The 12,239-nt window shown below is 60.2% G+C and carries 5 protein-coding genes and 3 pseudogenes; 2 read left to right on the forward strand and 6 right to left on the reverse strand.

Going from position 1 to position 12,239, the window contains the following annotated elements; all coding sequences use genetic code 11:
• Positions 1-26: 26 nt before the first annotated feature.
• Entirely contained in the window at positions 27-1,085 is a 1,059-nt protein-coding gene (gene rtxC / locus IVB27_RS27410; protein WP_247406600.1) for a dhydrorhizobitoxine desaturase, read from the reverse strand.
• Between the two features lie 32 nt (positions 1,086-1,117).
• Positions 1,118-3,529, reverse strand: a complete 2,412-nt coding sequence (locus IVB27_RS27415) for a 2-aminoethylphosphonate--pyruvate transaminase (RefSeq protein ID WP_247446163.1) — start codon at positions 3,527-3,529, stop codon at positions 1,118-1,120.
• A 1,965-nt stretch (positions 3,530-5,494) separates the two neighbouring features.
• On the opposite strand from IVB27_RS27415, the gene IVB27_RS27420 reads away from it, so the two are divergent.
• Positions 5,495-5,809 carry a co-chaperone GroES gene (locus tag IVB27_RS27420; RefSeq protein WP_247446164.1) on the forward strand — a complete coding sequence of 105 codons (315 nt, stop codon included), beginning with the start codon at positions 5,495-5,497 and terminating at the stop codon, positions 5,807-5,809.
• Between the two features lie 85 nt (positions 5,810-5,894).
• A complete protein-coding gene (gene groL / locus IVB27_RS27425; protein WP_247446165.1) occupies positions 5,895-7,544 on the forward strand; it encodes a chaperonin GroEL in 1,650 nt (549 codons plus the stop codon).
• Between the two features lie 317 nt (positions 7,545-7,861).
• Here the strand turns inward: groL and IVB27_RS27430 are convergent.
• The 4 genes and pseudogenes from IVB27_RS27430 to IVB27_RS27445 all read right to left on the reverse strand — a co-directional run.
• Positions 7,862-8,287: pseudogene (locus IVB27_RS27430) on the reverse strand (hypothetical protein); the annotation flags it as partial.
• 226 nt (positions 8,288-8,513) lie between these two features.
• Positions 8,514-9,257: an IS21-like element helper ATPase IstB gene (gene istB / locus IVB27_RS27435; protein WP_247446167.1), complete on the reverse strand. Its 744-nt coding sequence runs from the start codon at positions 9,255-9,257 to the stop codon at positions 8,514-8,516.
• A gap of 13 nt (positions 9,258-9,270) precedes the next feature.
• Positions 9,271-10,808: pseudogene (gene istA / locus IVB27_RS27440) on the reverse strand (IS21 family transposase).
• Between the two features lie 187 nt (positions 10,809-10,995).
• Positions 10,996-11,994: pseudogene (locus IVB27_RS27445) on the reverse strand (IS5 family transposase); the annotation flags it as partial.
• Positions 11,995-12,239 lie beyond the last annotated feature (245 nt).

Below are 12,239 nucleotides of genomic sequence, written 5' to 3' on the forward strand. Positions count from 1 at the left end.
CCGGACCGACTCTGTTAGCCGCGATATCAAGCCAACTGCTCCTTCGCCACGGGACTGGCCAGAGACTGCTCATACAAGCATCGATTTCGCTCCTTCAACTGGGCAATTACGCTGGGTTGACCTTGAGGGCCCTTGACGAAGAGCCCTCCCCAGGTTGCGGCAACACTTGCGTAATGAGGATCCTGCATTCGAATTTTCTGAGCTTTGCGCAGGAGCCAGAAAGGAATGCCGGGCGATAGATGGTGCTCAAGGTGGTATTCATCCAGATTCTGACCGACAATTGCTCGCTCGATAAAATTCCCCTTTCTATTCCGGGTCAGGTAGACATTCGTTGTCTCGGTCTCGCACATAGGTGAGTGCTCGGCGAGCTCGATAAACCAGCCGAGAGCTTGAAACGTGGTGAGATAGGGCACGATCCAAAACAGGACTACGACGTGGAGCAGTCCAAGAAGGTATGACCCACCGAATATGAGCGTCCAAAAGAGATAGAAGCCATACTTGTCGATGAGGATTCCCGACCGGCTCTGGTCCTCGACATCCGTGATCGAAAACCGATTGGTCCAAAGGTACTTCAGATACGCGACTGTCGCGCCACCCAGTATCGGCTTCCAGATGATGTTGAAGGCGTACTGCTTAGGCGGCACAACATCGTAAACGCCGCTGGCCAAGAAGAACTTCAAGTCGGGATCCTTCTCCGGATCGCCGAGATTCGGGTGATGCAGGTAGACGTGTGAAATCCGATATGCCCAGTGGCGCTGGAACAAAGGATAGGACGCGAACAAAATGCCCAGCATATAATTCCAGGTCGTGTTGCTCGCGAGGGTGCGGTGAGCCGCATCGTGAGCGATTGTCGTCAATCCACGCTGGTAGGCGCCAATTAACAGAACTGCGAGGGGATATAACCACCATGACACATGAACCGTCGCCAGCACGCAAGCTGCGATCACAGCGTAGTCTTTCGCGATGTAAGCAGCTCCCGTCACGTTGTCAGGCCTCAGCGCGGAGAGCTGCTGGTTGATCTCGCGGCCAAATTGAACCGCCTCAAAACGTGACGACCTCAATTTCCAAGTATCTGCGTGTTTCATGAGAACCCCTTGCTCGATCGGCTTTCAGGTTGTCAGATTGCGGAAAGCGCTTTTTCCAAGTCCTTGATGATGTCGCTAACATCTTCAATGCCGACGCAAAGCCGGATGGAGCCACCAAATATGCCGGCTGCTTCGCGCTTTTCCCGTGGGACGGTGGTGTGGGTCGTAGAGACAGGATGGGTTACCAGCGTGCGGGCGTCCCCCACATTCGACACGTGATACATCAGCTCGACGTTCTGGATGAACTTGCGTCCGGCTTGCTCGTTCTCCACCTCAAACATGATCATCCCCCCGTGCCCATACCCGGTATTAAGTGTCTGATCGATGATTTCTCGGTCAGCTCCCTCAAAGAGGCTCGGGTAGAAGACACGGCACACTTTCGGATGTTCCTTCAGAACGTTGGCTACAATCCTGGCGTTTTCACAGTGCTGCCTCATGCGAAGAGGCAGCGTTTCAAGTCCCTGAATGAGTTGAAAGCTCGCAAAGGGGGCGATGGCCGCGCCAGTATCGCGCAACCACGTCATACGGGCCTTGAGAAGATATTCGCTCTTTCCGAGGTCCTCGAGCTCCGCCAAGGCGTTACGCCAGATGATCCCGCCGTGCGCATCATCCGGACTATTGAACAGTGGGAAGCGAGATCTTCCCTGGTAGTCGAACCCACAGTTGTCGACGATCAGTCCGCCGAGCGTCGTCCCATGACCGCAAATGTATTTCGTGGCAGAGTACGTCGTAATCGCGGCGCCGAGAGCTGACGGCTGGCAAACCAGGGGGGTTGTCGTATTGTCCACAACCAAGGGGACGCCGTGCCTCCTGCCGATCTCCGCCAGCTGCTGGACAGGAAGCGGAATCAGACAGGGATTGGAGATGACCTCCCCGAACAGACATATCGTGCGATCATCAATGGCGCGTTCGAAGGTCTCGGGGTTTCGAGGGTCTGCCGTCCTTACGTTGATACCAAGACGCTTCAACGTGTTGTGGAGCAGATTCCAGGTATTGCCGTATAGATACGGAGAAGCGACGACGTTATCTCCCACCTCACCGCTTGATAAGTTTACGATCGCAAGAAACGTCGCCGCTTGACCTGATGCAACGGCCAGCGAGTCGCTTCCCATGTCGACGGCGGCGTACCTTTTTTCCAGCGCCCGGGTCGTCGGATTGATGATGCGAGTGTATGTGAAACCATCAGCCTTCACGTTATAGACGTCAGCAATATGGCTCAAATTACCGTCGAGCTCATAGGCCGTATTCTGGTAGATCGGCACTGCCACAGCTTTCGTCACCGGATCACGACGGTATCCTGCGTGCAGAACAGCAGTTTCGATCGAATATGAATGCCGCGCGATGCTCGCCATTGGGCGCGATATCTCTGTAGGGCTCTCGCGTGTTTCCTGGGCTGACACTGGTCCCACGGTCAGAGTCTCACCGGAGCGGAAGTATGTGCGAAAGGCACAGCCCAACTGCTCAATCCAATTGGATTGAATCTCGCCAATACAGCCGATCCGAAAACTGCGGGTAGGAAGATGCAGTTTAGAGTAGACGTAGAGGTTATGGGCTGCCAGGTGCCGATATAGGCAGTCAAACGCTACCTGGTCGGAGATGTCAGCTGGCGCGGTGAACGCCACGCAAACCGGCGACTGGAGGTTCGCTGGAAGCAGTGGGGACGCCACTCCTTCCAGCTCTTTTATGACGCTGCCTCTTATCTTCTCATACCTGCGGCGCCTGGCATCAATGCCTTCGATGCTCAGGACCTCCAATGCCTTTGTGACTGCCTGCACGATATGCGTTGGTGGGGTCGATCGCCATTCACCAGTGCGCTCAAGCGAGCGCCATTGATCTCTCACGTCGAGCACAAACGATCTTGGCTCTTGAACTGCATTCTCAAGAAGCTCGCGAGAGGCAATAACGAAAGCCAGCCCTGGCGGACCTTCGACGCACTTGTTGCTCGACGTAACCAAGACGTCTGGCCCGCCTCGGCCTAGGTCGATGTCGACGCCGCCGAAAGAACTCATTGCGTCGACGATAGTCTTTACACCACGCTGCCTTGCTCCTTCTATGATCGCTTCGAGCGGATTCACAATCCCGGTCGTAGTCTCGCAGTGGACCAAGCATACGTGCGTGATACCTGGATCTCGGTTCAAACGCTCGATGACTTCCTCGGGGTCCAACGGTTCGGTGGCTCCCTTGATAAGATTCACCGCTTGGACGCCCCACAGCCGCAGAATTTTGAGAATGCGCTCGCCATAAATGCCGTTTATGCAAACAAGCGGCCGGTCGGTCTGGGCGACAAATGAAGAGAGAGCAGCTTCCATTCCAAAGGAGCCGCCACCCTGGATAGGAACGACCGAATAGCATTCCGCATTGCCCGACACATTGAGCATCAGCTGCCTCATGCGAGCGGTCACTTTCTTGAACTCGCAATCGCGCGATGCGAGGTCGAGTTGCATCTCGGCCTTCACTGCCGACGATAACGACATTGGCCCAGGCGTCAGCAAAGCACGTTGTGTTGTCACACTACCTCCGGTTAGTTGTCTCGTCACACGATCCCCTTATGTAGTGCCCATCGCAGTTCGACAGAGTCACACGATGTGTTTCGCGTGAAGACGACCGAAACCCGAATGAACGAGACCCTTGAGCCTAGTCGCGGATTCCGGAACGATCTGCGTAAAGCCCGCAGATGTCCGGTACCGCACCACGTAGCCGTTCGCAGTTGCCACGAAGCATCAGCTTCCTTCTGGCATTGAGATGCAGGCTTGAGGGCCACCATCTTGCGTCGCTCACAGGCAAGTCAGCCGCTCTACTTACGTGCGAGCGGCGTCTTACGATCCGACGGTGAGCCAAGCGCATCTGTCAGACGCGCGTTGCTATGACCCAGAGACAGGGGAGCTTCACGACAGTCGTCGATGACCGGGCTCGCCTTCCGTGAGCCTAGGATTGGGACATTCGCACTCTATGTTACTCGTTGGGACGGCTTCGGGTGCTGAAGTCTGTCACCGCCCATTTCGACAGGTTACATCTTGACGTAAGGTGCGATTCAAGCCCCTCCGATAGCTTATCGTGCGAAACTTTTCGGACGATGCGGCTGTGTCGCATGTAATCCGAGGCGCCACAGTATGTGCACGATGTCCAAGATGAATCCCATCAAGCTCCAAACTTAAAGACGCGCTCGACGCACAAGGCAGGCAAATGACCGCTGGGGCTTCTTGAAGGAGAGCGCTTGTCGTGACCGCAGGTATAAGAGCCGCCCGACTGCGTCGTTAGGGCCCGCAATATCATATCCACTTCACGCCGACTAAATCCGCAGACCAGACGGCTCTGCCACAAGGCCTGGCGGACCTGGGGCGAACTTAGATCACCTGACTAGTTTCGGAGTCCGTATCCCTCCGGCGGCGCCGGCGGCGGCCGTGTTGTGTAGTTTGAGAGGCGGCCGAGTATTTGATCTTAAGTCTAGCTTTGAGGTCACGTAGCGATAGGGCGCCGAACGTCGGTGGCGACGGAGCTGCGACGAGCAGGTTCGCCATTTGCAGGCTGACGAGACGGTCTGCGGCCTCGCGCGCCGGTACGCGGTGGCTTACAGCCTGCTGTTCACCAGGCCGACAAGCGCACCAGGGGCGACCGGGCGGAGATTTTGTGCCAGCTCTTGTTCCTGTCGAGATCACACCTACGCTGGCTCCGGTATTGATCAGCACGCCGCCACCGGCGTCTTCACAGCTCGCCCATCGCTTCAGGATTTAGTTGAACGCGTCGGCCAGGCCATGGTCGCGGGACAGTTCGGCGAGCTGTTCGCGCATATAGAGCTGTCGCGATGCGGGCAGAGGTCCTTTCGCGCAAACCGGGACATCGGCGCGCTCGCTGTCTGGAGCACGGGCGATCCGTCCAGCAGCCTTCGCCGCGCAAAGGTGATCTGAAACTGGACCAGGTGCCGAACGATCTGAGCACATTTCTGCGCTAGCTCTCGCAGCCGGCGTTGCCTCGCCTCGAGTTGCTGAGTATCGGATCATCGATCAAGCGGAGCGATACCCCCCAATTCGCGACCTCTGCGTCAGGTTCTAAACGCATCCCAATCTTAGAACGAAGTCAGCCGACGATCCGCACTTGAACCGGCACCAGATCGGCGGGCCTTTACCAGCTCGAATTTAGGGCAGAGGAATTGAACTGTTAGGCTACATCGGGCTGAGAGACAGAGCCGTACGACTCAATCAGAAGAAGGTCGGGTGCTCGGCGGCAAGCGGACAAAGTGATCTGGGGCAGCCCCCACAGAGATCCCGCGCGCCCACCGGATTTTTCCTGCTACAAACACTTGTTCCCCAAAAAATCGGTCCTATTTCAGCTGCGCCTGCATTGGCACTCGCCGGCCACGATTGCTAGCAATCGGGAAATCTTCAACTGAAGTAAATGCTTAGGAGATCTGCATGGAATTCCGTCCGCTTCGCGACCGCGTCGTGGTCAAGCGCATTGACGCAGAAGAAAAGACCGCTGGCGGCATCATCATTCCGGACACTGCCAAGGAAAAGCCTTCGCAAGGTGAAGTCATCGCCGTCGGCCCCGGCGGCCGCGACGAGAGCGGCAAGCTGATCCCGATCGACGTCCTGGTCGGCGACCGCGTCCTGTTCGGCAAGTGGTCAGGCACCGAGGTCAAGATCGACGGCCAGGAGCTGTTGATCATGAAAGAGAGCGACATCCTGGGCGTTCTCACCGACGTGTCCGCCAAGAAGAAGGCCGCCTAAACCATCGCTCGCACCGCTCATCCTGAGGAGCGCCTGCTGGGCGTCGCCAAGGGTGAGACCAAGTAAAACATTCAGGAAAACTCACATGTCAGCTAAAGAAGTCAAATTCGGCGTCGATGCACGCGACAAGATGCTGCGCGGCGTCGACATCCTCGCCAACGCGGTGAAGGTCACGCTCGGCCCGAAGGGCCGCAACGTTGTGCTCGACAAGTCGTTCGGCGCACCCCGCATCACCAAGGACGGCGTCACCGTCGCCAAGGAGATCGAGCTCGAGGACAAGTTCGAGAACATGGGCGCGCAGATGGTGCGCGAAGTCGCCTCCAAGTCCGCCGATGCGGCCGGCGACGGCACCACCACCGCAACCGTTCTCGCGGCTGCGATCGTTCGTGAGGGCGCCAAATCGGTTGCCGCCGGCATGAACCCGATGGATCTGAAGCGCGGTATCGACCTCGCGGTCGAAGCCGTCGTTGCGGACCTCGTCAAGAACTCGAAGAAGGTCACCTCGAACGACGAGATCGCCCAGGTCGGCACCATCTCGGCCAACGGTGACGCGGAGATCGGCAAGTTCCTCGCCGACGCCATGAAGAAGGTCGGCAACGAGGGTGTCATCACCGTCGAGGAAGCCAAGTCGCTCGAGACCGAGCTCGACGTCGTCGAGGGCATGCAGTTCGACCGCGGCTACATCTCGCCCTACTTCGTCACCAACGCCGACAAGATGCGCGTTGAGATGGACGACGCCTACATCCTCATCAACGAGAAGAAGCTCTCCTCGCTGAACGAGCTGCTGCCGCTGCTCGAGGCCGTGGTGCAGACCGGCAAGCCGCTGGTCATCGTCGCCGAGGACGTCGAAGGTGAAGCGCTTGCGACGCTGGTCGTGAACCGTCTCCGTGGCGGCCTGAAGGTTGCGGCCGTCAAGGCTCCGGGCTTCGGTGATCGCCGCAAGGCCATGCTGCAGGACATCGCGATCCTGACCGGCGGCCAGGCGATCTCGGAAGATCTCGGCATCAAGCTCGAGAACGTTACGCTCAACATGCTCGGTCGCGCCAAGAAGGTGATGATCGACAAGGAGAACACCACGATCGTCAACGGCGCCGGCAAGAAGGCCGACATCGAGGCGCGCGTGTCCCAGATAAAGGCGCAGATCGAGGAGACCACCTCGGACTACGACCGTGAGAAGCTCCAGGAGCGTCTTGCCAAGCTCGCAGGCGGCGTCGCGGTGATCCGCGTCGGCGGCGCGACCGAGGTCGAGGTGAAGGAGCGCAAGGATCGCGTTGATGACGCGATGCATGCGACCCGCGCCGCGGTCGAGGAAGGCATCGTCCCGGGCGGCGGCGTCGCCCTGCTCCGTGCCTCCGAGCAGCTCAAGGGTCTGCGCACCAAGAACGACGACCAGAAGACCGGCGTCGAGATCGTCCGCAAGGCGCTCTCCGCGCCCGCTCGCCAGATCGCGATCAACGCCGGTGAAGACGGCTCGGTCATCGTCGGCAAGATCCTGGAGAAGGAGCAATACGCCTACGGCTTCGACTCGCAGACCGGCGAGTACGGCAACCTGATCTCCAAGGGCATCATCGACCCGACCAAGGTGGTCCGCACCGCGATTCAGAACGCTGCCTCCGTGGCGGCCCTGCTGATCACCACGGAAGCCATGGTCGCCGAGCTGCCCAAGAAGGGCGGCTCCGGTCCGGCGATGCCGCCGGGCGGCGGCATGGGCGGCATGGGCGGCATGGACTTCTGATCCAACTCTCTCAAAAATGCGATCCCCGGCAGAAAAATGCCGGGGTCATTTCTTGCTCGCGTCTTTTTCAGTTCGTTGTTCTGATCTCGCGCTATGCGCTGCGGAAATGACGATCAGCAGTTGCTAGACGTTCCGCTTGGGGTTTTGCGAGTCTGCTGGTAGGCATGTCACCGGCAGGACGAGCGGGTGATCGTCGTTCTGCACAGTCTTTCCCTGCGGCCTCAACGTCGGCGGCCGGTCAAGGCGAACACCTGAGAACGCCGGTCGCGGTAGCCACCCATTGGCGCTACTGACTTAAATAGCATCGGTTCCGGCGCCTATCCATCGCTGTAAACGGATGCGCGAGCTAGGTGGCCGTCCGTTAAGAAGCCGAATTGAGCGGGGCCCGACAGGGCGCGCGTGCGCCAGAGCTGAATCAGGAACAGGCACAAGAGTTCTCTGAGCCAGGCGAGGATGCGGCGGAAGTTGTGGCCGACGGCTGAGAGGATGACGTTGGCCGCATCGCCGGCGCGGCCTTTGAGGTAGCAGCGGCCGAGGTGGCCATCGGTCTTCAGGTGTCCGATGGCGGAGCGGCGGCGCGGCTCGCGCTTGATGACACCGAAGACGCCGCGCTTCTGGCCAGAGATGAAGATTCGGCGGGGACTTTGTGCGTCGTGGCAGCGGTATCCCTTGTCGACATAGGCCCGCTCGATCGCACAGCCGGTGTGCGCATTCCAGGGATGGTGATCAGGCGTTCCAGACGATGGTGATCACGGATTCCAGATGATGGCGATCACTGGAGACGAACACGACTGACGAGTTTATGTGTGCTGGAAACGGCCTCCTCGTCAAGGCTGGCGGGCTGGTTCGAAGATTGTTCCGGCGGTCCATGGGAGGGCCCCGTGCGCGGCGCGGAGTGCCCCCACGAGCGACGCAGCGACGCGCGCGGGAGGGACCTGTGGGCCGGCGGGACGATCGTGCGCGAGGTGCTCACGGCCTTTTCTTTTCGCCGGCTTGGCGCCGCAGACTGTCGCCCTTGAGTTCGATGCGGTGGGCATTGTGAATGATGCGATCCAAAATCGCATCGCCGAGGGTGGGATCGGCAATGACATCGTGCCATTGCGACACGGGCACCTGACTCGTGATCAACAGCGATCCCTTGTCGTAGCGATCGTCGACGATCTCGAGCAGATCACGGCGCTGCTCGGCGGTGAGCGGTTCGGGTCCCCAGTCATCAAGAATGAGGAGATTGACGCGCTCGAGGGCTGCGATCAGGCGCGCCAGACGGCCTTCGCCGCGCGCCTGCGCGAGATCTGCGAACAGGCGGGGTGCCCGCTTGTAGAGGACGGAAAAGCCATCGCGGCAGGCCTTGTTGCCGAGTGCACAGGCAAGCCAGGACTTGCCGGTGCCGGTTGGGCCGACGATGACCAGGTGGTTGGCATCGCGGATCCATTGGCAGGTGCCGAGGTTCTGGAAGAGCGAACGGTCAAGGCCGCGAGCGGTGCGATAGTCGACGTTCTCGATGGCGGCGGCTTGACGGAGCTTGGCGCTGGTCAAGCGACGCGTGATGCGACGGTTGTCGCGGGCGATGGCCTCGCGATCGACGAGGAGGCCGAGCCAATCGGCATGCGGCATTCCGGCAGCCTCGGGATTATTCTGCAGTTCAGTGAGGCCATCGGCCATGGCGGTGAGGCCGAGGGCGCGCAAGCGATCGACGGTAGGGTGAATGAGCATGCTGATCTCCTGATCAATTGTAGTAACTGCGGCCGCGGATGTTGGCGTGGAAGAGGATGGGTGTCTCGTCGGCGGGCGGAGCGGTCCTGTCGGTGCCGTTCTTGAGGATGGCGGCGACCGATTTGTACGAACGGGCGTTGAGCAGCAGGGCACGGGCGCAGGCGGCGTCGACGCGCTCCTGGCCATAGCGCTTGACTAGCCCGAGAATGCCGATGGCGGAGCGGAAGCCCTGTTCCGGGTGCGGTCGCGACCGCAGGATGACGTCGACCAGGGTGTCGACGTCGGGGCCTACCTTGGCGACTTCGGAACGAATACGCTCATGGGTCCAGTCGCGATAACGACGATGCGAGCTCGGCATATGCTCGGCAATCGTCGTCGGGCGATGCTGCAAGGTGCTGCGTAGATGCGACGCCACCCGCTTGCCGCGCAGGAAAATCTCGACGGTCTTTTGGGTGACGCGGGTCTCGACCTCTTGACGCACGAGGTTGTGAGGGACGCTGTAATAATGCTTGGCGATCTCGATGTGATAATCGAGGTTGACCCGGCAGCGCTTCCACTCGGCATACTGGTACGGTTCATCCGGCAAGGGAGTGAGCGCCGGACGATCGAGTTCTTCGAACAGGTCGCGCCGACTTCGTCCCCAACTCCGGAGAGGTCGGTCGTTCAGCTCGACCAGGAGTGCGTGGATCGCCTCGTTGAGGGCGGCGAGGGAGAAGAATCGGCGGTTGCGCAGACGCGCGAGAATCCATCGTCCGACGATTTGGACCCCGACTTCGACCTTGGCTTTGTCGCGTGGACAATACGGTCGCGCCGGGACGATGACGGTGCGGTAATGGCGGGCGAGATCTGCATACGTCCGGTTGACCATCGGTTCGTGAAAGCAAGCCCGGGTGATGCCGGCCTTGAGATTGTCGCTCACCGTCTGCCGCGCCACGCCGCCGAAATAGGCAAAGGCCCGAGCGTGCGAGGCGATCCAGTCCGGCAAGCTCTGGCTGAAGCTGGCTTCGGCATAGGTGTAGTTCGAGGCGCCGAGCACGGCGACGAAGATCTGCATGCTGCGCACCTCGCCGCTGAGCCCGTCAACCACCTCCATGGTATGGCCGGAATAGTCGACGAACAGCTTCTCGCCGGCGACATGGACCTGGCGCAGGGTCGGCTTGAGGCGGCCGGTCCACTCCTTGTAGCGTTCGCAGAACCACGCATAGCTGAAGCTGTCGGAGTTTGCGTCGCAATACTCCTCCCACAACAGCATCAGCGTGACGTTCGGGCGCCGCAGCTCGCGATGCAGAGCGCCCAGTCTGGATGCGGACGCTCGTCGCTGGGCTGATCAGAAGGCGGCGGAAACAGGCGGTTGTCGAGCTGGACGTCGTCGTCCAGCTCCGGCGGCAGCGGCCAGGTCAGACCGGCGCGGCGGGGTCGGTTGAGGTACTTGCTGACCGTGCCCTGGGCCAAGCCCAGGCTGCGGGCAACGGCGCGTTGCGACACGCCGACGCTGTAGTGCAGGCGTAGAACTTCACGGATGTGGCGCATGGACAGTCTCTCGGTCGGCATCTCGATCCTCTGCGGTTAGGCAAAAGACCAAGCTACCCGGGTTGCAGACTGTCAGCCGCGCGCGCCTCCTGCCCCGATCGCGATCGCTGGAAATAGCGATCACGATCCGCTGGAAACGGTGATCACGATGCTCTGGAATGGGTGATCACGATGGCCTGGAATCCGTGATCACGATCGGCTGGAACACGCAGCCGGTGAGCGTCTCGGTGCGGTCGATGACAGCCCGCAAGGTGTGACCGTCGTACGGGTTATCGGGCAGCGCCCTGGCGTGCAGCATGAACAGGCCACCGGGAGCACGGCGGTTGTTGGTGACGATAGAGGCTTTGACACCGAACTCGTAAGGGCGGCTGCTTTGCCCTTGCCGATGCACTCCACCTCCGGGGCGTGGAAGGGATAGAGCTACCAGCCGCGCTGGCGCTGCTGCTGCGAGCGGATCTGCAAGGCCCGGCCAAGCGGGAGGGCGAAGGCGTTCTCGAGCACGGTCTGACCTTCGAGCTTGCGGCGGATATCGCGGATGATCCGGCCCAGCCGGCTGCGCAGAATGCGCAACTGCCGCTGATGCCGCTTGAATTGCTTGGCATGGGCGTAGCGCCCCGCCATCATTGCCGCGGTCTTGGCAATGCGAAGATAGGACTGCCGCAGCCTGACCGCGTGCTTCCTCGCCAGTCGGTTGAGCCCCTTGATGGCCGCGTGCAGCAGCTTGGCATCGGTCGGGAAGGTGATGGCCTTCGGCTGCACGGTGGTATCGACCGTGACCCGCTTGAGGTCCTGGCTGCGTAACGCACCGGCCTCGTGCGCCACCCGCAAGCTCTCGGCCAGCAACGGCTCCAGCTGTCGCCCAGCCGCTTGCGCCAATAGCTCAGGTCCGAGCGCTCGTGCGGGAACGCGTGCTGAAAGAACTCTTCGCTGGTGAAGTACTGGAAATACGGGTCGTGGACCCAACGCTCGCACCCCCCCCTCATCGGCAGCCCGTAAGTGTGCTTGAGCAGGAGTAGCCCGATCATGAAGCGGGTCGCGATTCCCGGCCGGCCGTTCTCGCTATAGAGCGGCGCGATCTCGCCGTCGATCCACTCCCAATCGACCTTGCCGGCAAGCTGAACCAGCTCGTGCTTCATATTAATGAGTGGTCCAGCCTGGCCCGGAACAGATCGCCCGATCCCGTCGTCCTGTGCTTCTTCGGTCGCATCGCCACCTCCGATGCGACGACGGAATCATGACTGGCCATTCGACGGAATCCTGAAAATGAAATTGCAAGGTCCCGATGCCCCAAGCATCAAAACCCTGCAATCGCAAAGCAGTCCACAAAGACAAATGCGATTCTGGCTCAATCCCTTAGCCGCTCTTCACGGACGAGTAGGTGGTGGTCCCCGGCAAGAGCGATCCTCATCTCTCCTAATTTGGGCCGATCTGTTGCACCGTTCACAATCAGAA

The organism is Bradyrhizobium sp. 197, assembly GCF_023073375.1.
GTDB lineage: Bacteria > Pseudomonadota > Alphaproteobacteria > Rhizobiales > Xanthobacteraceae > Bradyrhizobium.

What these genes read in the sequence shown, in the direction of transcription:
- rtxC (WP_247406600.1), bottom strand. Translation starts at nt 1,085, where the DNA reads ATGAAACACGCAGATACTTGGAAATTGAGGTCGTCACGTTTTGAGGCG.
- groL (WP_247446165.1), top strand. Translation starts at nt 5,895, where the DNA reads ATGTCAGCTAAAGAAGTCAAATTCGGCGTCGATGCACGCGACAAGATG.
- IVB27_RS27415 (WP_247446163.1), bottom strand. Translation starts at nt 3,529, where the DNA reads ATGCAACTCGACCTCGCATCGCGCGATTGCGAGTTCAAGAAAGTGACC.
- istB (WP_247446167.1), bottom strand. Translation starts at nt 9,257, where the DNA reads ATGCTCATTCACCCTACCGTCGATCGCTTGCGCGCCCTCGGCCTCACC.
- IVB27_RS27420 (WP_247446164.1), top strand. Translation starts at nt 5,495, where the DNA reads ATGGAATTCCGTCCGCTTCGCGACCGCGTCGTGGTCAAGCGCATTGAC.